22 protein-coding genes, 2 tRNA genes, 2 rRNA genes and 1 other RNA gene are annotated in these 23,222 nt (G+C 28.6%); 10 read left to right on the top strand and 17 right to left on the bottom strand.

The window, feature by feature from the left end; translation table 11 throughout:
* Nucleotides 1-30: 30 nt before the first annotated feature.
* Nucleotides 31-1,776: a SmdA family multidrug ABC transporter permease/ATP-binding protein gene (locus tag ATN01_RS02410; protein ID WP_075433490.1), complete on the top strand. Its 1,746-nt coding sequence runs from the start codon at nucleotides 31-33 to the stop codon at nucleotides 1,774-1,776.
* Nucleotides 1,777-1,800: 24 nt separating this feature from the next.
* On the top strand, nucleotides 1,801-3,543 hold the full coding sequence (locus ATN01_RS02415) for a SmdB family multidrug efflux ABC transporter permease/ATP-binding protein (protein ID WP_075433491.1): 1,743 nt from the start codon (nucleotides 1,801-1,803) through the stop codon (nucleotides 3,541-3,543).
* 4 nt (nucleotides 3,544-3,547) lie between these two features.
* On the opposite strand, the gene ffs is transcribed toward ATN01_RS02415, so the two are convergent.
* Nucleotides 3,548-3,644, bottom strand: an RNA gene (gene ffs, locus ATN01_RS02420) — signal recognition particle sRNA small type.
* Nucleotides 3,645-3,838: 194 nt separating this feature from the next.
* Here ffs and dnaX point away from each other — a divergent pair.
* From dnaX to adk, 4 genes are all read left to right on the top strand, one after another.
* The gene (gene dnaX / locus ATN01_RS02425) at nucleotides 3,839-4,924 is read left to right on the top strand and encodes a DNA polymerase III subunit gamma/tau (protein WP_075433492.1); all 1,086 of its coding nucleotides are present in this window, start codon (nucleotides 3,839-3,841) and stop codon (nucleotides 4,922-4,924) included.
* Between the two features lie 152 nt (nucleotides 4,925-5,076).
* Entirely contained in the window at nucleotides 5,077-5,406 is a 330-nt protein-coding gene (locus tag ATN01_RS02430; protein WP_075433493.1) for a YbaB/EbfC family nucleoid-associated protein, read from the top strand.
* A gap of 110 nt (nucleotides 5,407-5,516) precedes the next feature.
* Complete coding sequence (htpG, locus tag ATN01_RS02435) at nucleotides 5,517-7,391, top strand: molecular chaperone HtpG (protein WP_075433494.1); 1,875 nt, start codon at nucleotides 5,517-5,519, stop codon at nucleotides 7,389-7,391.
* 70 nt (nucleotides 7,392-7,461) lie between these two features.
* Nucleotides 7,462-8,106, top strand: a complete 645-nt coding sequence (gene adk / locus ATN01_RS02440) for an adenylate kinase (protein ID WP_075433495.1) — start codon at nucleotides 7,462-7,464, stop codon at nucleotides 8,104-8,106.
* An 8-nt stretch (nucleotides 8,107-8,114) separates the two neighbouring features.
* Here the strand turns inward: adk and ATN01_RS02445 are convergent.
* Nucleotides 8,115-8,188, bottom strand: a tRNA-Arg gene (locus tag ATN01_RS02445).
* A gap of 157 nt (nucleotides 8,189-8,345) precedes the next feature.
* Here ATN01_RS02445 and folD point away from each other — a divergent pair.
* Nucleotides 8,346-9,203 carry a bifunctional methylenetetrahydrofolate dehydrogenase/methenyltetrahydrofolate cyclohydrolase FolD gene (gene folD, locus ATN01_RS02450; protein WP_075433496.1) on the top strand — a complete coding sequence of 286 codons (858 nt, stop codon included), beginning with the start codon at nucleotides 8,346-8,348 and terminating at the stop codon, nucleotides 9,201-9,203.
* Nucleotides 9,204-9,211: 8 nt separating this feature from the next.
* Here folD and cysS read toward each other — a convergent pair whose 3' ends face one another.
* A complete protein-coding gene (cysS, locus tag ATN01_RS02455; protein ID WP_075433497.1) occupies nucleotides 9,212-10,597 on the bottom strand; it encodes a cysteine--tRNA ligase in 1,386 nt (461 codons plus the stop codon).
* A 215-nt stretch (nucleotides 10,598-10,812) separates the two neighbouring features.
* On the opposite strand from cysS, the gene ybeD reads away from it, so the two are divergent.
* Nucleotides 10,813-11,076 (top strand): DUF493 family protein YbeD, encoded by a 264-nt coding sequence (gene ybeD, locus ATN01_RS02460; protein ID WP_075433498.1) that lies wholly within the window; start codon nucleotides 10,813-10,815, stop codon nucleotides 11,074-11,076.
* A 94-nt stretch (nucleotides 11,077-11,170) separates the two neighbouring features.
* Here ybeD and cspE read toward each other — a convergent pair whose 3' ends face one another.
* From cspE to ATN01_RS02495, 7 genes are all read right to left on the bottom strand, one after another.
* Nucleotides 11,171-11,380: a transcription antiterminator/RNA stability regulator CspE gene (gene cspE / locus ATN01_RS02465; protein WP_011091543.1), complete on the bottom strand. Its 210-nt coding sequence runs from the start codon at nucleotides 11,378-11,380 to the stop codon at nucleotides 11,171-11,173.
* A gap of 190 nt (nucleotides 11,381-11,570) precedes the next feature.
* A 5S ribosomal RNA gene (gene rrf / locus ATN01_RS02470) occupies nucleotides 11,571-11,686 on the bottom strand.
* 96 nt (nucleotides 11,687-11,782) lie between these two features.
* Nucleotides 11,783-14,699 (bottom strand): 23S ribosomal RNA (locus ATN01_RS02475).
* A gap of 152 nt (nucleotides 14,700-14,851) precedes the next feature.
* Nucleotides 14,852-14,924: transfer RNA gene (locus ATN01_RS02480), tRNA-Glu, on the bottom strand.
* A 160-nt stretch (nucleotides 14,925-15,084) separates the two neighbouring features.
* Nucleotides 15,085-15,909 (bottom strand): shikimate dehydrogenase, encoded by an 825-nt coding sequence (aroE, locus tag ATN01_RS02485; RefSeq protein ID WP_075433499.1) that lies wholly within the window; start codon nucleotides 15,907-15,909, stop codon nucleotides 15,085-15,087.
* Nucleotides 15,896-16,429, bottom strand: a complete 534-nt coding sequence (locus ATN01_RS02490) for a Sua5/YciO/YrdC/YwlC family protein (protein ID WP_154021190.1) — start codon at nucleotides 16,427-16,429, stop codon at nucleotides 15,896-15,898. The genes aroE and ATN01_RS02490 overlap by 14 nt, the downstream gene beginning before the upstream one ends.
* 98 nt (nucleotides 16,430-16,527) lie before the next feature.
* On the bottom strand, nucleotides 16,528-16,998 hold the full coding sequence (locus tag ATN01_RS02495) for a DUF494 family protein (RefSeq protein ID WP_075433501.1): 471 nt from the start codon (nucleotides 16,996-16,998) through the stop codon (nucleotides 16,528-16,530).
* A gap of 225 nt (nucleotides 16,999-17,223) precedes the next feature.
* Between ATN01_RS02495 and def the strand changes: the two genes are divergently transcribed.
* Nucleotides 17,224-17,748, top strand: a complete 525-nt coding sequence (gene def, locus ATN01_RS02500) for a peptide deformylase (RefSeq protein ID WP_075433502.1) — start codon at nucleotides 17,224-17,226, stop codon at nucleotides 17,746-17,748.
* Between the two features lie 7 nt (nucleotides 17,749-17,755).
* On the top strand, nucleotides 17,756-18,700 hold the full coding sequence (gene fmt, locus ATN01_RS02505; RefSeq protein ID WP_075433623.1) for a methionyl-tRNA formyltransferase: 945 nt from the start codon (nucleotides 17,756-17,758) through the stop codon (nucleotides 18,698-18,700).
* A gap of 77 nt (nucleotides 18,701-18,777) precedes the next feature.
* On the opposite strand, the gene rplQ is transcribed toward fmt, so the two are convergent.
* From rplQ to secY, 7 genes are all read right to left on the bottom strand, one after another.
* The gene (gene rplQ, locus ATN01_RS02510) at nucleotides 18,778-19,170 is read right to left on the bottom strand and encodes a 50S ribosomal protein L17 (RefSeq protein WP_075433503.1); all 393 of its coding nucleotides are present in this window, start codon (nucleotides 19,168-19,170) and stop codon (nucleotides 18,778-18,780) included.
* A gap of 45 nt (nucleotides 19,171-19,215) precedes the next feature.
* The gene (locus ATN01_RS02515; RefSeq protein WP_075433504.1) at nucleotides 19,216-20,205 is read right to left on the bottom strand and encodes a DNA-directed RNA polymerase subunit alpha; all 990 of its coding nucleotides are present in this window, start codon (nucleotides 20,203-20,205) and stop codon (nucleotides 19,216-19,218) included.
* Between the two features lie 32 nt (nucleotides 20,206-20,237).
* Entirely contained in the window at nucleotides 20,238-20,858 is a 621-nt protein-coding gene (rpsD, locus tag ATN01_RS02520; protein ID WP_075433505.1) for a 30S ribosomal protein S4, read from the bottom strand.
* A gap of 26 nt (nucleotides 20,859-20,884) precedes the next feature.
* Nucleotides 20,885-21,277 (bottom strand): 30S ribosomal protein S11, encoded by a 393-nt coding sequence (gene rpsK / locus ATN01_RS02525; protein WP_075433506.1) that lies wholly within the window; start codon nucleotides 21,275-21,277, stop codon nucleotides 20,885-20,887.
* Nucleotides 21,278-21,295: 18 nt separating this feature from the next.
* Nucleotides 21,296-21,652: a 30S ribosomal protein S13 gene (gene rpsM, locus ATN01_RS02530; RefSeq protein ID WP_075433507.1), complete on the bottom strand. Its 357-nt coding sequence runs from the start codon at nucleotides 21,650-21,652 to the stop codon at nucleotides 21,296-21,298.
* A 99-nt stretch (nucleotides 21,653-21,751) separates the two neighbouring features.
* On the bottom strand, nucleotides 21,752-21,868 hold the full coding sequence (gene rpmJ / locus ATN01_RS02535) for a 50S ribosomal protein L36 (protein ID WP_075433508.1): 117 nt from the start codon (nucleotides 21,866-21,868) through the stop codon (nucleotides 21,752-21,754).
* 34 nt (nucleotides 21,869-21,902) lie between these two features.
* Nucleotides 21,903-23,222, bottom strand: a complete 1,320-nt coding sequence (gene secY / locus ATN01_RS02540) for a preprotein translocase subunit SecY (protein WP_075433509.1) — start codon at nucleotides 23,220-23,222, stop codon at nucleotides 21,903-21,905.

A 23,222-nucleotide genomic window follows, 5' to 3' on the forward strand; every position in this document is an offset into this window, starting at 1 on the left:
ACATTAAAAATTTAACTTTTAGGACTTTTTGTGAAATTATTTAATCAATTAAGATGGTTTTTTATAAGGGAATGGAAAAGATATTTAGGAGCAATTTTATTATTGATAATAATTTCTATTTTACAATTATTACCACCTAAAATAGTTGGTATTTTGATAGATTTAATTATCAAAGAAAAAATGCATGGTTTAGATATATTACCTTGGATTTCTATTATATTACTAATAGCTTTTGTTATTTACATATTGAGATATTTATGGAGAATATTATTATTTGGGGCTTCATATCGATTAGCTACAGAACTTCGAGTACAATTTTATTCCTATCTCAGCAAACAAAGTCAAAAATTTTTTTTAAATAACAGAACGGGAGATTTAATGGCTAGAGCTACTAACGATGTTGATCGGGTAGTTTTTGCTGCAGGAGAGGGAGTTTTAACTTTAATAGATTCGTTGTTTATGGGTTTTTCTGTGTTAATAATAATGAGTACGCAAATTAGTTTTATATTAACAATAATCTCGTTGATTCCTATGCCCATCATGGCAATTTTAATAAAAAAATATGGAAAAGAATTACATGAAACATTTCGTCATGCTCAAGCTGCTTTTTCTTTATTAAATAATCAAACTCAAGAAATTTTAACTAGTATTAGAATGATAAAAGCATTTGGTTTAGAAAAATATCAATTGAATAAATTTAATTTAATTGTGACTAACACTGGCAAAAAAAACATGGAAGTCGCAAAAATAGATGCGCGTTTTGATCCAGTAATTTATCTATCAGTTGCTTTTTCTAATTTATTAGCTGTTATAGAAGGAGGTTATTTACTGTGGAATAATAAAATTACTATAGGACAACTTACTAGTTTTATCATGTATTTGGGACTAATGATTTGGCCTATGCTAGCGCTAGCATGGATGTTTAATATAGTTGAAAGAGGTAGCGCTGCTTGGGAGAGAATATATTCTATTATTAACAAAGAATTATATATCAAAGATGGAAATAAAAACATCCCAGATTCATTTGGTATATTACTTGTTAATATTAAACAATTTTGTTATCCACAACATAAAATTCCATCGTTAAAAAACATAAATCTTATTTTAAAACCAGGAAAAACATTAGGTATATGTGGACCGACTGGGTCTGGAAAAAGTACATTATTGAAATTAATTCAACGAGAATTTAATATTAAAAAAGGAGAAATATATTATCATTCTATATCATTATCAGAATTAAAAATCAATGATTGGAGAAAACGTATTGCTGTTGTAAATCAAAATCCTTTTTTATTTTCCGAAAGTATTAATAATAATATTGCATTAGGAAAACCCAATGCATCTCAAAAAGAGATTGAAGAAGCATCTAAATTAGCAGATATACATAAAGATATAATTACTTTTCCAAACGGGTATAACACAAAAATTGGCGAACGTGGTGTTATGTTATCAGGTGGTCAAAAACAGCGTATTGCTATAGCTCGTGCATTATTATTAAATACTGAAATATTAATTTTAGACGATGCGTTATCTGCTGTTGATAGTCAAACAGAATATAATATATTAAATAATATTAATCAATGGAAAAAAAATGGACATTCCTTGATTATTACAGCACATCGTTTATCTGCATTAGTTGATTCAGATGAAATTATAGTAATCAAAAATGGCTCCATTATACAACGAGGAACTCACTTAAAATTAACTAAAGAAAAAAATTGGTATCAATCTATGTATTCGTATCAAAAATTAGAAATAGAACTTGAAGATAATTAAAAAAAACAGGTGAAAATTTATAGCATGGATCATTTAATCGAGTTTTGGCCAATTTTAAAACGTTTATTAGTTTATTTAGTACCTTTTAAAAAGCAGTTAATTTTAGCCTGTATTTTACTTTTTAGCGGATCAATATCAGAAGTATTAGGACCAATTTTAATTAGTTATTTTATTAATAATATCTTATCTAAACATCAGTTATATTCTGCAACAATATTTGTTGTCATTATAACGTATATTTTATTGCAAATAATATCAGTTTTTTTTAATTATTTTCAAAGTATTTTATTTAATAAAATAGCGGTTAAAGTTATTAATAAATTACGTAAAGATGTAATGAATTCTGCTCTACAACAACCAATTAGTCAATTTGACTGTCAACCTATTGGACAAATGATTTCAAAAGTAACGAATGATACTGAGGCAGTAAAAGAACTGTATGACACAGTCGCACCTACTTTATTTAAAAGTATCATATTAATTGTTATTGTTTTATTTGCGATGTTTACTCTTGAATGGCATATGGCAATAATAGCATTATTAATTTTACCTGTAGTAATGACTATTATGTTTATCTATCAAAAACATAGTACTCCAATTTTAAGAAAGGTACGCTATTATTTAGCTGATATTAATAATAAGTTTAATGAAACTATTAATGGGATAAATGTCATTCAACAATTTTGTCAACAAAATAGATTTAAAAAATCTATTAAAAATAGTAGTGAATTACATTATACTGCACGTATGAAAATATTAAAATTAGAAGGTTTTTTATTAAGACCTCTTCTTAGTTTATTATCTGCTTTGGTATTATGTCATTTTATTTTATTATTTAGTTGTTTTAAAGTTGGTGTTTTTGAAGTAGGAATACTTTATGCTTTTATTACTTATTTAGGAAGACTTAATGAACCTTTAATTGCTATCACGATACAACAATCTGTATTACAACAATCTATTGTGGCAGGAGAAAGAATTTTTAATCTTATCGATTCACCTAAACAAAAATATGGTAATAATATAAAAGCATTAAAAAATGGAAATATTAATATTAAAAATGTTACTTTTCATTACAATAACTCTAAAAAATACGTACTTAAAAATATTAATATCTATATTCCTTCAAAAAATTTTATTGCATTTGTAGGGCATACAGGTAGTGGAAAAACCACTTTAGCCAATTTAATTATGGGGTACTATCCTGTAAGAAATGGAAAGATATATTTAGACAATCAAAATATAGATTCAATTAGTCATTCTATTTTAAGAAAACATTTGTTAATGGTACAACAAGATCCAATAGTACTTTCAGATACTATTTTTGCTAATATTACATTAGGAAGAACAATATCTGAAGAAAAGGTATGGAAAATATTAGATACAGTTCATCTTACATCTTTAGTCAAATCTATGCCAAAAGGTATTTACTCTATGTTAGGCGAAGAAGGTAATAATTTATCTGCAGGTCAAAAACAATTATTAGCTCTCGCTAGAATATTAGTTTCTCCTCCAAAAATACTCGTATTAGATGAAGCTACTGCAAATATTGATTCTGGAACAGAGAAATTAATCCAGAAAACATTAGCATATATAAGAGAAAATTCTACATTAATAGTAATTGCTCATAGACTTTCTACTATTATCGATGCTGATTTAATTGTAGTTTTAAAAAAAGGAAAAATTATTGAATGTGGGACTCATCAATCATTATTAAATAAAAAAAGTTTTTATTCAAAAATGTATCGACTGCAATTATCTAAATCTTAGGAGCATCTGTTAGCTTATATCATAACACCTGTATTAGCTGAATTGGTTGCTTCCTTCCGGATCTGACCAGGTGTTCAATTTTACAGTGTTAGAGACTAACAGAAAACTCCATTTGTTATGATATTAAAAATAAAATTTAATCACAAATTATATAGATTATCTTTAACAATTACAACTAGTATTTACATTAAATTTATAGTGAAAAATATTTTTTTATAAAAATAAATAAGAATTCTTTCATAATACAATAAATATTGTTAGCATAGTCTTTTCGTAAAAAATCATAAAATTTTATATGACACATCAAATATTAGCACGAAAATGGCGCCCACAATCTTTCGAAGATGTCATTGGACAAAAACATATTGTATCAGCTTTACATAATGAATTTTCTTTGAAACGCATTCATAATGCATGGTTATTATCTGGATCAAGAGGTATTGGAAAAACGACAATCGCTCGATTAATTGCTAAAAGTTTAAATTGTCAAACTGGTGTGACACAAAATCCTTGCAGAAAATGCATTATTTGTCAGGAAATAGAAAAAGGATTATGTTTAGACGTCTTAGAAATAGATGCAGCTTCCCGAACAAAAGTAGAAGATATGAGAGATATATTAGATAAAATCTATTATTCTCCTACTAAAAGTCGATTTAAAATATATTTGATTGATGAAGTTCACATGCTTTCTCGAAATAGTTTTAATGCGTTACTTAAAACACTTGAAGAACCTCCTAAACATGTAAAATTTATTTTAGCTACTACAGATATAGAAAAAATTCCTAAAACTATTATTTCTCGTTGTTTATGTTTTAAATTAAAAACACTTTCTGAAGAAAAAATTTTTAATTTATTAAAAAAAATTTTAATAAAAGAAAATGTTAAATTTGATCAAGATTCTTTAAAAAAAATATCTTATTATGCGAAAGGAAGCATGCGAGATGCACTTAATTTATTAGAACATGCTATAAACCTAGGACATGGATATGTAAAAATAGAAAACATAATAGAAATGTTAGGAATTCCATCTGAAGAATATTCTTTTTTGTTAACTAATGCAATATTAAACAAAGAACCAAAAAAGATAATATCTTTATTAAATGAAATAAATAATTCAGGAGTAGAATGGGAAGAAGTTTTAACAGAAATTTTACGTTTTTTATACTATATTTCTATCTCACAATCTTTTTCTTTCGCATGGAAAGATAATATTTTAGAAAATTATGCATACAAAATTCAGAAATTAGCAAAAAATATCGATAAAAAAAGTGTTCAATTATGTTATCAAATACTAATCAATGGAAAAAAAGAGTTAAATTTTTCACCTACTGCCAAAATAGGAGTAGAAATGTCTATATTACGTGCAATAGATACAATATAAAAATATTTATAAAAAAATTTATTCATAAATAAAATAAAGAGAAAATTAAAACAAAAAAAATTTATTATCATTTAATTTACAAAATAATTTTCAAAAAAAAATTTTATATTATATTAACAAAAAAAAATTTTCTAAAACAAGAGAGAAAATATATGCTTACTAAAAATGGATTAGGTAATTTAATGAAACAAGCACAACAAATGCAAGAAAAAATGACAAAAATACAACAAGAGATAGCTCAAATAGAAGTTACAGGAGAAGCTGGTGCTGGATTAGTGAAGGTAACTATTAATGGTGCTCATAATTGTAAACGTGTAGAAGTAGATCCTAGTTTACTGAAAGATGATAAAGACATGCTAGAAGATTTAGCAGCAGCAGCTTTTAATGATGCAGAAAGAAGAATTTCTGAGGTTCAAAAAAAGAAAATGTCTACAATATCTACAGGAATACAATTTCCAACAGGTTTTAATATACCCGTTTAAAGTTATACAAATATCATATGAACATATAATTATTCAAAAAAAAATGTTTTATAACATAATATTAACATTTTCCAAAATATTATTTTGTTAATTAAAAAAGAGACATCTATATGATAAAGGAAACAAAAGAAGTATATCATTTTCAATCTGAAGTAAAACAGTTATTACATTTAATGATTCATTCATTATATTCTAATAAAGAAATTTTTTTACGAGAACTAATCTCTAATGCATCAGATGCAATAGATAAATTGAGATTTGAGTCGATATCATCACCGTCGTTATATGAAAACGATAGTGAAATGAAAGTAAAAATATCTATTAATAAAGCACAAAGAACACTTGTTATTAGTGATAATGGCATTGGCATGTCTAAACAAGATACAATAGAAAATCTTGGTACAATTGCTAAATCAGGTACAAAATCATTCCTTCAATCTTTAGAAAAAACAAAAAACAAAAAAAATGAATTGATTGGAGAATTTGGAGTGGGTTTTTATTCATCATTTATTGTATCAAACAAAGTCTGTGTTAGAACTAGACTCGCTGGTACACAACCGGAAGAGGCAACGTTATGGGAATCTTCAGGAGAAGGTGAATATAATATTAAAAAAATTGTCAAAAAAAAACGAGGGACAGAAATAACTTTATTTTTAAAAAAAGAAGAAGAGGAATTTTTAGAAATATGGCGTATTAAAAATATCATTAGTAAATACTCTGATCATATTACTGTACCTATAAATATACAAAATTATAATGAAAAAAATAAAACATATTTTTGGGAACAAATTAATAAAGCTCAAGCTTTATGGACACTAAATAAATCTTCTATTACGACTGAAGAATATAAAAATTTTTATAAACATCTTACTAATGACCAACATAATCCATTAACATGGAGTCATAATCACGTAGAAGGAAATCAAGAATATATTAGTTTATTGTATATACCTAAAAAAGCACATTGGGATATATGGAATAGAGATAAAAAACATGGTCTAAAATTATATGTGAAAAGAGTTTACATCATGGATAATTCTCAAGAATTCCTACCTAATTATTTACGTTTTATTAAAGGATTAATTGATTCTAGTGATTTACCTTTAAATATTTCTCGTGAAATATTACAAGATAATTCTATTACTAGTAGTATAAAGAAAGCATTGACAAAAAGATGTTTAAATATGTTAGATAAACTATCTAAAGATTCTGATATTAAATATCAAGAATTTTGGAATGAATTTGGGTTAATTTTAAAAGAAGGTCCTGCAGAAGACAGTGAAAATTTATTACGTATCGCTAATCTTCTAAGATTTTCATCTATGAAAAACAGTACTCCTGAGCAAACATTATCTTTAGAAGAGTACATAGCTAATATGGACGAAAAACAGGAAAAAATATATTATATTACTGCAGATAGTTATATAGCAGCAAAAAATAGTCCACATTTAGAATTATTTAAAAAAAATAATATTGATGTTTTATTGCTATCAGATCGTATTGATGAATGGATGATGAATTATCTTATTGAGTTTAAAGGTAAAAAATTTCAATCTATCAGTAAAGAAGATATATCACTCAACAAATTAACATCAAATAAAAAAATAAAAAATAACGAATTATCAAAAGACATGCTTGATTTCTTAAAAAAAACTAAAAATTTTCTCGGAAATAAAGTAAAAGATGTAAGGTTTACACATCGATTAACAGAAACTCCATGTGTTTTGCTTAGTGATTCTAATGAAATGACTACACAAATGGCTAAACTTTTTTCTGCCGCAGGACAAAATATTCCAGAATTAAAATACATTTTTGAAATTAATCCAGAACATTTATTAATAAAAAAAATATGTTTAATAAATAATGATGTTGAATTTAAGAAATGGATGAAATTATTATTAGATCAGGCTTTTCTAGCTGAAAAGGGAAGTCTAGAAAATCCACATGAGTTTATTTCTAGAATGAATGAATTACTTCTACATTAAAAACATTATGATTACTACTATAATAGTAGTAATCTAAAATAATTTTAAATTCAATATAACAAGAAAAACTATGCGTATTATTTTACTAGGTCCACCTGGTACAGGAAAGGGAACACAAGGAAGATTTATTACAGAAAAATATAATATTCCACAAATATCTACAGGTGATATATTGCGAGAAAATATTTATTTAAAAAATAAAATAGGTGTAATTATAAAAAACATCCTTAAAAAAGGAAAACTAGTTTCTGATGAAATTGTATGTGATTTAATAAAAAACAGAATTAAAACAACAGATTGTCGTAACGGGTTTTTATTAGACGGATTTCCAAGAAGTATTCAGCAGGCTTATTATTTATCCAAAAATCAAATAATAATAGATTATGTGTTATATTTTTCAATGCCTGAAGAAGATATATTAGAACGTATATCTGGAAGACGTATACATCCTCCATCAGGACGATGTTATCATATAAAATTTAATCCACCAAAAATTAATAATGAAGATGATTTAACTGGAGATACTTTGGTTATAAGAGAAGATGATAAGAAAGAAATTATTAAAAAAAGATTAACAGAATATCAGAAAATAACATCTCCATTAATCAAATATTACTTGAATCAAAAATTGAAAGGAAAATTAAAATTTTTTACAATTAATGCTGCCGATTCTCTTTTAAAAATTAAAAATATCATAGAAAATATATTAAAATAGTAATTTTTTGCGTTCTACAGGATTTGAACCTGTGACCTACGGCTTAGAAGGCCGTTGCTCTATCCAACTGAGCTAAGAACGCGCATAGTAAAGAAATTAAAATTTAATATTAATATAATATATATTTGAATAAATTGCTATTAATATTATATATTTTTTATAACATAAATGTTTATTACAAAAAGATTTTAGTATATGATTTTTAATCATTCCAACAATATTATTCGAGTTACTCAAATATGCCAGCAATAATAATAGATGGTAATCACATAGCAAAAAAAATAAAATTAAATATTTTAGAAAAAGTCAATCATAGAAAAAAAAATGGCAAAAAAATTCCAGGATTAGCTATGATTTTAGTTGGAACTAATATACCTTCTCAAATTTATGTAGAAAAAAAAAAAATAGCATGTAAAAAAGTTGGTTTTTTTTCAAAATGTTGGAATTTTTCTGAAAATGCAAAAGAGATAGACATTTTAAACTTAATAAATCAACTAAACAAAAACAAAAAAATAGATGGTATTTTAATACAATTACCACTGCCTGAACACATAAATCACGTGAAAATTTTAAGAAGTATTGCTCCAAATAAAGATGTAGACGGATTTCACCCATATAACACAGGTGCTTTATGTCAGAGAACCCCTACTTTAAGAGCATGTACACCTAAAGGTATTATTACAATATTAAAATATTATAAAATTAAAACTCATGGATTAAATGCAGTAATAGTCGGAGCGTCAAACATAGTAGGTAGACCTATGAGTTTAGAATTGTTATTAGCAGGATGCACGACTACAGTAACACATAGATTTACTAAAAATTTAAAAAATCATGTAAAAAACGCTGACTTATTAATAGTAGCAGTAGGAAAACCAAATTTTTTAAAAGGTGAATGGATTAAAAATAACTCTATAGTTATAGATGTCGGTATTAATCGCTTGAAAAACGGGAAAATAGTAGGGGATGTTGAATTTAAAACAGCATATTTTAAAGCTTCTTATATAACCCCTGTTCCAGGTGGTGTTGGTCCTATGACTGTTGCTACATTGTTACAAAATACACTAGAAGCATGTGAAAAAAATTCTGATTTTTAAAATTTATATTATTTTCTATACCATATGGTTTTATCAGGACAATCTTCTAAAATTACATCTAGAGATGCTAATTTTTTTCTGATATCATCAGCTTCTTTCCATAATTTACATTTTCTTAAAATATTTCTTTTTTTTATTAATTTTTCTATAGTTATGAATGTAGATTCTTTGAAAGAATATTTTTTTTGTAAAAAATCTTCGGGATTTTGTGATAAAAAACCTAGTAGTTTTCCTAAAGATTGTAATCTGAAAGCAAATTTATTTGCTTTTAATGCATTTTCTCTTTTAAAGAGATTAATTTTTCGTGCTATTTTAAAAAAAATAGAACATACCTTCGGTGTATTAAAATCATCGTTCATTGCATTATAAAATTCATGTTCAAAATCTATACCTTCGTCAATATTAGGAACCGGATAAGTATTATATAATGAGGTATATAAATATTTTAAAGATATATATGCTTGTTGTAAATTTTTTTCGTTGTAAGATACGGGATGACGATAATGCGTTAATAAAAAAAAATAACGTAAAACTTCAGCATTATAATTTTTTAATATATCTCTTAGAAGGTAAGTATTACCTAAAGATTTAGACATTTTTTCATTATTAGAAATTACAATTCCGACATGCATCCAAAAATTTATAATTAATTTATTATTAAAACACATAGACTGAGATCTTTCATTTTCATGATGTGGAAAAAGCAGATCAGAACCACCTCCATGAATATCTATAGCATTTTTAAAAAAAACATTATTAATAGCACTACATTCAATATGCCAACCTGGACGGCCTTTTCCCCATGGCGAATTCCAAGACGGTTCATTATTTTTAGAATTTTTCCAAAGTAAAAAATCTAAGTGATTTCTTTTTGTATTATTTAATGGAATACGCAATCCAGATTGTAATGACTTAATTGATTGACCAGATAAAATTCCATAATCACAATAACTATTTACAGAAAATAAAACATCTTTATTTTCATTTATATATGCATGTTTACTATCGATTAATTGTGATATTATTTCAATAATATTATTAATATAATCTGTAATACGAGGTTCTTCATCAGGAGGTAAAATACCTAATAAAGAAAAATCTTCATGCATTGCATTGATCATGTTAGTAGTTAAAATATTAATATTAGTTTTTTCTTTTATTGATTTTAAAATAATTTTATTATCAATATCAGTAATATTTCGTATATATTTTACTTTAAAACCACGAAATCGTAAATAACGAACGATTATATCAAAAACAAAAAATGTACGACCATGACCAATATGACAAAAATCATAAACAGTAACACCACATACATATAAATTTACTTTATTTGTATTAATAGGCTTAAAAATTTCTTTTTTTTTACTTAGTGTGTTAAAAATTTTTAACATATCTAATATCCTATAAACAATTCTTAGAGAAAATAACATAAAAATATGTTATTTTCTAGATTATCAATATGATAATATTATATATTACGATTCATTGAAAATATAAAAAAAATTTTTTAATAATTATTTGAGATATTACATATAAAATATTTTACAAGTTTATAATTAAAAAATTATAGAATATTTTATTGTAAAAAACAAACTTGGAATTAATAATGAAAACAAAACTAAGAGAAATGTTAAAATTTCCTTGTTTTTTCACTTATAAGATTATCGGTTTAGCACAGCCTGAACTGATTGATAAAATAATAAAAGTTATTCAAATTCAAATACCGGGAGACTATATACCTCAAGTAAAATCAAGTAATAGAGGTAATTATCTTTCCGTTTCAATTACAATATGTGCTAAAAATTTTGAACAAATTGAAATTTTATATCACGAAATTAGTAAAATTAACATAGTTAGAATGGTTTTATAAAAAATGTATTTTTTAATATAGTACAGCCCTATTGAAGAGCCGTACTATAAAAAATGTATTTACATTAATGATTTTTTGAAAAATTTAAATAACTTTATAAACTAATCACATTAGCAGCAGATGGACCTTTTGCTCCTTCAGTAATTTCAAATTCAACACTTTGACCTTCTGATAAAGTTTTAAATCCATTGCTTTGTATTGCTGAAAAATGAACAAATACATCTTTACTTCCATCTTCTGGAGTAATGAAACCAAAACCTTTAGATTCATTAAACCATTTAACATTACCTTTAATCTTGGACATCTATATTACCTTCACATAAAAAATTTACTAAATTAGAAAAGAGATCTATTAATGATTTTTTTACTTTAATAAATAAAAATCATTATAAAAAATTTAAATTCTCAATAGAATAACATACAAATTTGTTATTAACTAAAAAGTAATTTATTTTAAATACAAAAAAACCCGAAAAAAATTTCGGGTTTTTTTTGCCTGGCTTTTACCTACTCTCGCACGGGGAGGCCCCGTACTACCATTGGCGTTGAAGCGTTTCACTTCTGAGTTCGGAATGGATTCAGGTGGTACCACTACACTATTTTTACCAGGCACATTAACAAATTAATGTGTTATTAAGATATAATAATTAATTCAGCAAAACAAGCATTTTATTAATTTTATTTCAAAAAACACCTCTGGTGTTGTAAGGTTAAGCCTCTCGGGTCATTAGTACTAGTTAGCTCAACACATTGCTATGCTTACACATCTAGCCTATCAACGTCGTAGTCTTCAACGTCCCTTCAGTAAACATTTCTGTTTCAGGGAAGACTTATCTTGGGGCAAGTTTCGTGCTTATATGCATTCAGCGCTTATCTTTTCCGCATTTAGCTACCGGGCAATGCCATTGGCATGACAACCCGAACACCAGTGATGCGTCCACTTCGGTCCTCTCGTACTAGAAGCAGCCCCCCTCAATCTTCCAACGCCCACGGCAGATAGGGACCGAACTGTCTCACGACGTTCTAAACCCAGCTCGCGTACCACTTTAAATGGCGAACAGCCATACCCTTGGGACCTGCTTCAGCCCCAGGATGTGATGAGCCGACATCGAGGTGCCAAACACCGCCGTCGATATGAACTCTTGGGCGGTATCAGCCTGTTATCCCCGGAGTACCTTTTATCCGTTGAGCGATGGCCCTTCCATACAGAACCACCGGATCACTAAGACCTGCTTTCGCATCTGCTCGCGTTATCACGCTCACAGTTAAACTGGCTTATGCCTTTGCACTAAACTCACGATTTCCGACCGTGATTAGCCAATCTTCGTGCTCCTCCGTTACTCTTTGGGAGGAGACCGCCCCAGTCAAACTACCCACCAGACACTGTCTCTGTACCGGATTACGGCACTAGGTTAGAACACCGAATTTTAAAGGGTGGTATTTCAAGTTTGGCTCCATTAAAACTGGCGTTTTAATTTCATTGCCTCCCACCTATCCTACACATCAAAATTTAGAATTCAGTGTCAAGCTATAGTAAAGGTTCACGGGGTCTTTCCGTCTTGCCGCGGGTATACTGCATCTTCACAGCAAATTCAATTTCACTGAGTCCCAGGTGGAGACAGCCTGGCCATCATTACGCCATTCGTGCAGGTCGGAACTTACCCGACAAGGAATTTCGCTACCTTAGGACCGTTATAGTTACGGCCGCCGTTTACCGGGGCTTCAGTCTAGAGCTTTAAGTTTCCTTTGACTCTTTCGATTAACCTTCCGGCACCGGGCAGGCGTCACACCGTATACTTCCACTTTCGTGTTTGCACAGTGCTGTGTTTTTAATAAACAGTTGCAGCCAGCTGTTATCTTCGACTAGTTTCAGTTAGAGGAGTAAATCCTTTCGCTTAGTACTAGCGTGCCTTCTCCCGAAGTTACGGCACTATTTTGCCTAGTTCCTTCACCTGGGTTCTCTCAAGCGCCTTAGTATTCTCTACTTAACTACCTGTGTCGGTTTATGGTACGATTTAATTTTACTTGATGCTTAGAGGCTTTTCTTGGAAGCGTGGTATTAATTACTTCATCACCTTAGTGATTCGTCATCATGCCTCAGATTAAAGATAATCGGATTTTCCTAATTATCATACCTACACATTTAAACCAGGACAACCGTCGCCTGGATAATCTAACCTTCTTCGTCCCCACTTCGCAGTAATATTAAGCACAGGAATATTAACCTGTTATCCATCGACTACGCTTTTCAGCCTCGCCTTAGGGGTCGGCTCACCCTGCCCCGATTAACGTTGGACAGGAAACCTTAGTTTTTCGGCGAGCAGGTTTTTCACCTGCTTTATCGTTACTCATGTCAGCATTCGCACTTCTGATACCTCCAACATATTTTACAATATATCTTCTCAGGCTTACAGAACGCTCCCCTACCCAGCAATAAATTTTGTTTATGCTGCCGCAGCTTCGGTACATAGTTTGAGCCCCGTTACATCTTCCGCGCAGGCCGACTTGACCAGTGAGCTATTACGCTTTCTTTAAATGATGGCTGCTTCTAAGCCAACATCCTGGCTGTTTATGCCTTCCCACATCGTTTCCCACTTAACTATGATTTTGGGACCTTAGCTGGCGGTCTGGGTTGTTTCCCTTTCCACAACGAACGTTAGCACCCGCTGTGTGTCTCCCGTGATAGCATTCTATGGTATTCGGAGTTTGCATCGGATTGGTAAGCCGGGATGGCCCCCTAACCGAAACAGTGCTCTACCCCCATAGATGAATTCACGAGGCGCTACCTAAATAGCTTTCGGGGAGAACCAGCTATCTCCCGGTTTGATTGGCCTTTCACCCCTAGCCATAGGTCATCCGCTGATTTTTCAACATCAGTCGGTTCGGTCCTCCAGTTAGTTTTACCTAACCTTCAACCTGCCCGTGGCTAGATCACCGGGTTTCGGGTCTGTACCCTGAAACTTAACGCCTATTTAGGACTCGGTTTCCCTTCGGCTCCCTTATTCAGTTAACCTTGCTACAGAGTACAAGTCGCTGACCCATTATACAAAAGGTACGCAGTCACAAATTTATTTTTAAAATATGCTTCCACTGCTTGTACGTACACGGTTTCAGGTTCTATTTCACTCCCCTCGCCGGGGTTCTTTTCGCCTTTCCCTTACGGTACTAGTTCACTATCGGTCAGTCAGGAGTATTTAGCCTTGGAGGATGGTCCCCCCATATTCAAACAGGATTTCTCGTGTCCCGTTCTACTTTTCGAACTCACAATAAAAATTATTTCGTATACTGGGCTATCACCTTGTATCGCTGAATTTTCCAAATCATTCTACTGTAATTTATATTGATTGTAGTTCTGGGCTGATCCCTTTTCGCTCGCCACTACTCGGGGAATCTCGGTTGATTTCTTTTCCTCAAGGTACTTAGATGTTTCAGTTCCCTTGGTTTGCTTTATTAACCTATTTTATTTAGTCAATAATGATACATTAGCTGTATCGGGTTTCCCCATTCGGAAATCGACGGCTATTGCGCTTCATATCAGCTTACCGACGCTTTTCGCAGATTAGTACGTCCTTCTTCGCCTCTGACTGCCAAGGCATTCACCATGTACGCTTATTTGCTTAACCTTACAACCCACAGGTGTTTTAAAAAATAAGTTTTGTAGCTTGTTTTCCGAATTTTTAAAGAGCTTATTTAAATTTCAAATTTTTTTAAAAGTCACTATTAAGAATAACACAATAATTTCAATTAGTATATATTATTTTTTAAAAATTTTTATTGTCCCCTAGGGGATTTGAACCCCTGTTGCCGCCGTGAAAGGGCGATGTCCTAGACCTCTAGACGAAGGGGACTTTTTATAAATATTTACAATAATATAAAAAAATTGTTATCTTAATTTAGTTAATAATTTAAATAATACAGATCGATAAAAAAGAGTCAAGTGTTTTCTTCATTATTCATTAAATTTTAAAAAAATATAAAAAAATTTTTATAAATTTATTTCATTTTTCCTTATTCAGCTTTTAATATATTTATAATTTTATCTGTTTCTGGAAAAACATTATGCCATAACTCAAAAGAATGAGCAGCTTGAAACACTAACATACCTATCCCATTCGAAAATTTAGTAGATTTGACATGAACAAATGTATTTAAAAAAGATTTTTTATTTTTTTTATAATTCATATCATAAATACAAGTATTAGAAGAAATTAAAGATAAATCAATAATACTATTTTCCTCTTCAAGAGATTGTGAAGTAGCATTAATAATTAAATCAAAAATTTTGTATTTTAATATATCTTTATTAAAAATATTAATTTTTCCATATCTATTAAATTGTTTAATCAATTTTTTAGTATTCGATAAAGTTCTATTCATAATAAAAATTGAACATCCAAATGATAATAAAGGAAAAAGGATACCTCTAGCAGCTCCACCAGCACCCAATATTAATACAGAATATTTTTTTTTTATAAAATCTAATCTTATTAAATCAGATAAAAGTCCGATACCATCTGTATTATCTCCTAAAATATATCCTTTATCTGTTTTTTTCAATGTATTAACAGATTGAGCAATTTTAGCTCTTTCAGTTAATTCATGAGAAATACAGTATGCTTCTTGTTTAAACGGAGCAGTAATATTTGCACCTTTACCATTGTGTTTAAAAAAATCAAGTATAATGGAAGAAAATTTATTTAATGGAACATTAATAGACCCATATGTATGAAAAACACCTGTTTGATTTGAAAAAAAATTATGAATAGCTGGTGATTTACTGTGATCAATAGGATTTCCAAATACAGCATAATTAAAATTTTTATCTTTGAACATAGCGCATGAACTTTCCATTAGAAATATTAATAATCTTAGAAGGGTTTTTTTCACGACCTATTTTTCCATGTAGTAATGGAAAATCTTTACCAAAATATTTAAAAACTTGCGTACGAGTAATACTAGGCGGCATATTAGTCAAATTTGCACTAGTTGATATTAAAGATTGACCAAAAATATTGCATAATTTTATTATGCTTAAATGCGCACTAATACGTACAGCTACCGTATTAAATTTACCTGTTAACCAAAGAGGAGCATCTTTACTTGCTGGGAGTAAAAACGTAAAAGGTCCCGGCCAAAATGAAAACATTTGTCTTTTTTGTTGTTTTGATAAATAATTTTCATTAACATACATTTTGACTTGATTAAACTCTGAAGCAACCAATATCAATCCTTTTTCTATCTTTCTTTTTTTCAAAGTAAGTAATTTTATTACTGCTGTTTTACTATTAGGATCGCAACCTAATCCAAACATTGACTCTGTAGGATATGCAATGACATTTTTTTTACGCAACATTTTTACGCAATAAAAAAATGAACGTGAAGAATTTTTTTTACTCATTAAGATTCACTCACTATAAAAAAATATAGCTTTTTTTATAAATATAAAAATATTTAATGAATAGTTTCTTCCTTAAAATTAAATAATAAACTTTCAAGTTTCTTATATACCAATTCACATCCAGGAATAGTAAATAACACAATTAATACAATCCATTTTAAATCTTCAAGATTGATTTCACTAATATCTAATTCCATAATCCTTTCAATAACCATTTCACGTGTATTTAATGTTAATATTTCTAACTGCTCTAAAAGAAGTATAAAACCACGACAATCAACATTTAATTTTATAGATTCTTCGTGAGTGTAAATTCGAATAGACATTGTTTTTAACGCATTAATAGATGAAATAATATTTTTTTCATAACAAGATAAATTTTTTAACCAACGTAAAGCATTATAAATATCTCTTTTGCGAAATCCTATATTAGATAAATCATTTGTTAAATGATCATAATCAATAGTAATTTTAGATTTACTGTGAACATAAGTTTCAAATAAATATATTAATATATCAAACATTATATCCTCTATTACATGTTTAAACATTTAATAATATATTCACATCCATATAAATTTATCATAATTTTTATTATCTTATAAACAATATATAAAATTGTATAATAATTTTTAAATAAAACTTATTAAATTTTTTTAAAAATACAAAAAATAATATTAGTAAACTTTTAATTATAGTAAAAAAGTCTATACTAATATATAAAATTCCAAAATTTTAAATTCAAATATATGTCTGTTTTAAAAATATTACATTATCCAGATACACGTTTAAGATTAATAGCTAAACCTGTAAAACAAGTTGATAAAAATATAAAAAATATTATATCCAATATGATTGATACCATGTATCAGGAAGAAGGTATTGGGTTAGCTGCAACGCAAGTAAATATTCAATTACAAATCGTAGTTATTAAAAAAATGGAGGAACAAAAAAACAATTTAATACTTATTAATCCAATTATTATTCAAAAAAAGGGCCATATTAGTATTGAAGAAGGATGTTTATCTATTCCAGAATATCGCGCAATAACTCCTAGATCAAAATATATAAAAGTGCAAGCTATAAACATATATGGCAAAAAAATAGAGGTAGAATCAGAATCTATAATTTCTATTTGTATACAGCATGAAATAGATCATCTTAATGGCAAATTATTTATTGATTATTTATCACAATTTAAAAAAGATAGAATTGAAAAAAAATTTAAAAAAATTCAAAAAAAACAAGAAAACAATCTTTTATCAACGGAATAATATAAATTTGAAAAAATTAAAAATTATTTTTGCAGGAACATCTGATTTTTCTGCTGAACATCTAAAAATGTTAATTAATTCGTCACAATCTATTATTGCAGTAATTACAAAACCAGATCTTCCTTCTGGAAGAGGTCAAAAAATTATTTTTTCTCCTGTAAAAAAAATTGCTATAAATAATAAAATACCACTTTTACAACCTAAAAATCTTAATGATAAAAGTTTTCAAAAAAAATTATCAACACTAAATTTAGATATAATGATCGTAGTGTCTTACGGAAAAATCATACCACAAGAAATTCTAAATATATTTCCAAACGGATGCATTAATGTTCATCCTTCATTATTACCTAGATGGAGAGGCTCAAGTCCTATTCAATCATCAATTTTACATGGTGATAAAAAAACAGGTATTAGTATTATTAAAATGAATGAAAAAATTGATTCAGGAAATATATTACATGTTATAGAATGCAATATATCTCCAAAAGATACGACTCAAACCTTATCTATCAAACTAATGAAAATTGGAATTCAAGCATTATCAGAAGTTTTAAAAAAAATATCTAAAAATATAATTTTTGAACGTCAGCAAGATGAAAAAAATGCTATTTTATCAAAAAAAATATACAAAACAGATGGTTTGTTAAATTGGAATCTAGAAGCCATCAAATTAGAACGTTTAATACGAGCATTTAATCCATGGCCTATTTGTTATTTTTTTTTAAACAATCAAACGATAAAAGTATGGGAAGCAAATGTGATTAATATCTTAAATTCTAATAGTAAAATAGGAGAAATTATATCTTGTAATAAAAATGGTATACAAATAAATACGTTTAATAATGTATTAAACATTAAAAAGTTACAATTTCCTGGAAAAAAAATTATGCATATAAAAAATATACTTAACTCAACACATAACTTATTTCCAGTTGGTGTAGTAATATAAATTGTTTATTTTATCTATTAGTAAGATATTCAAATAAGGAGCAAACGGTACATTGCCGTTTGCCTAGAAAAAATGTATTATTTCTTTAGAGAGCTTTCATTTTTGTTTTTTTTAATACGATCTACTAATTCAATATAAGCCATAGGTGCTTTATCACCTGATCGAAAACCACATTTTAAAATACGTGTATAACCTCCTGATCTACTAATAAAATTAGGTCCTAATTTTTTAAATAATTTTGCCACTATTTCATTATCACGAATACGTGAAAACACTAATCGTCTACGAGCAACAGTGTCTGTTTTAGCTAAAGTAATAATTGGTTCTACAATACACCGTAATTCTTTTGCTTTTGCTAGTGTAGTTTTAATAATTTCATTTGAAAAAAAAGAACACGCCATATTTTTAAACATAGCATTAAGATGACTACTGCTACGATTTAATTGACGACCACTTTTTCTATGTCGCATAAATTTACTCCTTATATATAAAAGATATTTTTAAAAAATATAAAATTATTCATCTAGAATATTTGATGGTGGCCAATTTTCTAATCTCATACCAAGAGATAAGTTTCTAGAAGCTAATATATCTTTAATTTCAGTTAAAGATTTCTTACCTAAATTAGGAGTTTTTAAAAGTTCTACTTCAGTTCTTTGTACTAAATCACCAATATAGTGTATCGCTTCTGCCTTAAGACAATTCGCAGAACGCACTGTTAATTCTAAATCATCTACGGGACGTAATAAGATAGGTTCAAATTCAGGTTTTTCTTCTTTTATTTCAGGTTCGCTGATATCTCTTAAATCAACAAAAGCTTCTAATTGCTCGGCTAAAATAGTTGCTGCTCTACGAATAGCTTCTTCTGGATCAATAGTTCCATTTGTTTCCATCTCAATAATTAACTTATCTAAATCAGTTCTTTTTTCTACTCTAGCAGCTTCGACATTATAAGAAATACGATCTATAGGACTATAACATGCATCCACTAATAAAGAACCTATAGGACGAGAACTGTCTTCTATATGAACTCTAGAAGAAGCCGGAATATAACCTCGTCCACGTTGTACTTTTATTCGCATTTCAATAGAAGATTGTTCATAAGTTAAATTACAAATCACATGGTCTGGTTTAATAATTTCTACGTCACCATCATGTATGATATCTGCTGCAGTAACAGAACAAATACCAGATTTTTTCAATGTAAGAAAAACTTCATCTTTACCATATACTTTTACAGCCAATCCTTTTAAATTCAATAATATTTCTAAAATATCTTCTTGTATTCCTTCTTTAGTACTATACTCATGAAGTACACCATCAATTTCAACTTCAGTTACTGCACATCCCGGCATCGAAGACAAAAGAATTCTTCTTAATGCATTTCCTAAAGTATGACCAAAACCTCTTTCTAATGGCTCTAAAGTTACTTTTGTATGAGTTGTACTAATTTGTTCAATATCTACAAGTCTTGGTTTTAAAAAACCTAAAACAAGATGCTGCATACAATGAATCCTCTATTTAGTATTAAACTTAATTACTTGGAATAAAGCTCAATAATCAAATGTTCATTGATTTCTGCAGATAACTCAGAACGTTCTGGAAATCTCTTAAATACACCTTTCATTTTAATTGAATCAACGTCTATCCAAATTGGTTTTTCTCGTTGCTCAAAAAGCTCTAAAGACGCTTTGATACGAGATTGATGTTTAGATTTATCTCTGACTGAAACTTGTTCATTAGGAGATATTTGATATGAAGCTATATTTACAACTTTATTGTTAACTAATATTGATTTATGATTGATCAATTGTCTTGATTCAGAACGTGTACAACCAAAACCCATACGATAAACTACATTATCTAATCTACTTTCTAATAATTGTAATAAATTAGCGCCAGTATTTCCTTTTGAACTAGCTGCAAGCTTATAATATATTTTAAATTGACGTTCTAATACACCATATAAACGACGTACTTTTTGTTTTTCACGTAATTGAATAGCATAATCAGATAATCTAGGTTTTCGAATTCCATGTTGTCCAGGAGGTTGTTCTAATTTACATTTTGATTCTATGGCACGAAGCCCTGATTTTAAAAATAAATCAGTTCCTTCACGTCTACTTAATTTTAATTTTGGACCTAAATATTTTGCCATTTTACTCTCCAATAATATATAAAAAATTAGACACGACGTTTTTTAGGAGGACGGCACCCATTATGAGGAATAGGGGTCACATCAGTGATATTAGTAATTCGAAAACCCGCTGCATTTAATGCTCGAATAGTAGATTCTCTTCCTGGACCAGGACCTTTCACCATTACTTCTAAATTTTTTATACCATAATCTTTAACAATTTCGGCACAGCGTTCAGCAGCAACTTGAGCGGCAAAAGGTGTTGATTTACGAGATCCTCTAAAACCAGAACCACCGGAAGTAGCCCAACCTAAAGCATTTCCTTGTCTGTCTGTAATAGTTACAATGGTATTATTAAAAGACGCATGAATATGCGCTATACCATCTAAAATTTGCTTTTTAATACGCTTTCGTGTACGACTTACTGAATTTTTTATCATTTTTTATTGTTACCTGAATTATTTTTTAATTGGTTTTCGAGGACCTTTACAAGTTCTAGCATTAGTTTTTGTGCGTTGTCCATGAACTGGAAGATTTCGTCTATGACGTAAACCACGATAACAGCTCAAATCAATCAAACGTTTAATATTTAAAGTTTTTTCTCTTCTCAAATCACCTTCAATAACATATTTTGCAACATTTTTTCTTAATAATTCCATTTGTTCTTCATTTAAATCTATTGTTTTTAAAGTTTCAGGAATTTTTGTCATAGAGCAAATAAATTTAGAACGTTTTTTTCCAATTCCGTATATCGCAGTTAATGCTATTATAATATGCTTATTTTCTGGTATATTGATCCCTGCAATGCGTGCCATATTCTAACACCTCGTGTACTTTACTATAAGATAAATATTTTATAAAAAACAGTTAAGTTGTTTATAAAACATGTAGAAAAATTTTTTATTCAATAAATATCAACCTTGACGTTGTTTATGCTTAGGATCATTACTACAAATTACTCTTACAACATTATGTCTTTTTATGATTTTACAATTTCGACAAAGCTTTTTGACAGAAGCTTGTACTTTCATGAACATTTCCTTAAATATTACTGATTAAAATATTTTAATTTAAATTGGATTTTTTTAATATAGAATCATATTGACTAGACATCATCAATGTTTGCGTTTGAGAAATAAAATCTATGATAACCACAACAACAATCAGTAAAGAAGTACCGCCAAAGTAAAATGGAACATTCATAAAACTTCTCATAAATTCTGGTATTAAACAAATAAAACTGATATAAAAAGCCCCAAAAAATGTAAGTCTTGACATAATTTTTCTGATATATCTCGCTGTTTGTTCACCAGGTCGTATTCCTGCAATAAAAGCACCTGATTTTTTTAAATTATCGGCTGTTTCACGAGGATCAAAGACTAAATTTGTATAAAAAAAACAAAAAAATACTATAGCAGAGACATATAATATTAAATATAAAGGTTGATTAGGTTGTAGATAAAAAGAAATTGTTTGTAAAAATTTCCACTGATGACCTATTTTAAACCATGATATAATTGTTATAGGAAAAAGCACTAAACTAGAAGCAAAAATTGCAGGCATAACACCTGACATATTAATTTTTAAAGGTAAATGAGTGCTTTGAGCTGAATAAATACGTCGACCTCTTTGACGTTGAGCATAATGCACAGTAACTTTTCTCTGTGCACGTTCAATAAAAACTACAAAAAAAACAACTGAAAACATTAATATTAAAGTACATAGAAATAGAAAAAAATGCAAATTTCCTTGTCTGGTTGCTTCAATTGTATGTCCAATAGAAGCTGGTAAATTAGCTATTATCCCTATAAAAATAATAATTGAAATACCATTACCAATGCCACATTCTGTGATTAATTCGCCTAACCACATTAAAAATATAGTACCTGTAACTAAACTCACGACAGTTGTTAAATAAAAATAAAAATCAGGATTAACTATCATGGTATGCATACCTAACATGTTAGGCAAACTTGTAGCAATTCCAATAGATTGTAATAGCGATAATATTAAAGTTCCATATCTCGTATACTGATTAATTTTATGTTTTCCAGATTCTCCGTCTTTTTTTATTTCAGATAAAGTGGGATGTACTAACGTTAATAATTGAATAATAATAGAGGCAGATATATACGGCATAATACCTAAAGAAAAAATAGAGGCATGACTTAAAGCGCCACCAGAAAACATATTAAACATATCAACAATAGTACCTTGTTGGTCATTTAATATTTTAGATAAAATCGTCGTATCAATTCCTGGAATCGGAATAAAAGAACCAATACGAAAAACAACTACGGAAATAATTAAAAAGATAATCCTTAGTTTTAGTTCGCTAATTTTATTTGTAGTATTTTTAAAATTCAATCCTAGTTGCTGTACCAT

It is taken from the genome of Buchnera aphidicola (Diuraphis noxia), from assembly GCF_001700895.1.
Lineage (GTDB): Bacteria > Pseudomonadota > Gammaproteobacteria > Enterobacterales > Enterobacteriaceae > Buchnera > Buchnera aphidicola_D.

What these genes read in the sequence shown, in the direction of transcription:
- ATN01_RS02415 (WP_075433491.1), top strand. Translation starts at nt 1,801, where the DNA reads ATGGATCATTTAATCGAGTTTTGGCCAATTTTAAAACGTTTATTAGTT.
- dnaX (WP_075433492.1), top strand. Translation starts at nt 3,839, where the DNA reads ATGACACATCAAATATTAGCACGAAAATGGCGCCCACAATCTTTCGAA.
- ATN01_RS02430 (WP_075433493.1), top strand. Translation starts at nt 5,077, where the DNA reads ATGCTTACTAAAAATGGATTAGGTAATTTAATGAAACAAGCACAACAA.
- htpG (WP_075433494.1), top strand. Translation starts at nt 5,517, where the DNA reads ATGATAAAGGAAACAAAAGAAGTATATCATTTTCAATCTGAAGTAAAA.
- adk (WP_075433495.1), top strand. Translation starts at nt 7,462, where the DNA reads ATGCGTATTATTTTACTAGGTCCACCTGGTACAGGAAAGGGAACACAA.
- folD (WP_075433496.1), top strand. Translation starts at nt 8,346, where the DNA reads ATGCCAGCAATAATAATAGATGGTAATCACATAGCAAAAAAAATAAAA.
- cysS (WP_075433497.1), bottom strand. Translation starts at nt 10,597, where the DNA reads ATGTTAAAAATTTTTAACACACTAAGTAAAAAAAAAGAAATTTTTAAG.
- ybeD (WP_075433498.1), top strand. Translation starts at nt 10,813, where the DNA reads ATGAAAACAAAACTAAGAGAAATGTTAAAATTTCCTTGTTTTTTCACT.
- cspE (WP_011091543.1), bottom strand. Translation starts at nt 11,380, where the DNA reads ATGTCCAAGATTAAAGGTAATGTTAAATGGTTTAATGAATCTAAAGGT.
- aroE (WP_075433499.1), bottom strand. Translation starts at nt 15,909, where the DNA reads ATGTTCAAAGATAAAAATTTTAATTATGCTGTATTTGGAAATCCTATT.
- ATN01_RS02490 (WP_154021190.1), bottom strand. Translation starts at nt 16,429, where the DNA reads ATGTTGCGTAAAAAAAATGTCATTGCATATCCTACAGAGTCAATGTTT.
- ATN01_RS02495 (WP_075433501.1), bottom strand. Translation starts at nt 16,998, where the DNA reads ATGTTTGATATATTAATATATTTATTTGAAACTTATGTTCACAGTAAA.
- def (WP_075433502.1), top strand. Translation starts at nt 17,224, where the DNA reads ATGTCTGTTTTAAAAATATTACATTATCCAGATACACGTTTAAGATTA.
- rplQ (WP_075433503.1), bottom strand. Translation starts at nt 19,170, where the DNA reads ATGCGACATAGAAAAAGTGGTCGTCAATTAAATCGTAGCAGTAGTCAT.
- ATN01_RS02515 (WP_075433504.1), bottom strand. Translation starts at nt 20,205, where the DNA reads ATGCAGCATCTTGTTTTAGGTTTTTTAAAACCAAGACTTGTAGATATT.
- rpsD (WP_075433505.1), bottom strand. Translation starts at nt 20,858, where the DNA reads ATGGCAAAATATTTAGGTCCAAAATTAAAATTAAGTAGACGTGAAGGA.
- rpsK (WP_075433506.1), bottom strand. Translation starts at nt 21,277, where the DNA reads ATGATAAAAAATTCAGTAAGTCGTACACGAAAGCGTATTAAAAAGCAA.
- rpsM (WP_075433507.1), bottom strand. Translation starts at nt 21,652, where the DNA reads ATGGCACGCATTGCAGGGATCAATATACCAGAAAATAAGCATATTATA.
- rpmJ (WP_075433508.1), bottom strand. Translation starts at nt 21,868, where the DNA reads ATGAAAGTACAAGCTTCTGTCAAAAAGCTTTGTCGAAATTGTAAAATC.
- secY (WP_075433509.1), bottom strand. Translation starts at nt 23,222, where the DNA reads ATGGTACAGCAACTAGGATTGAATTTTAAAAATACTACAAATAAAATT.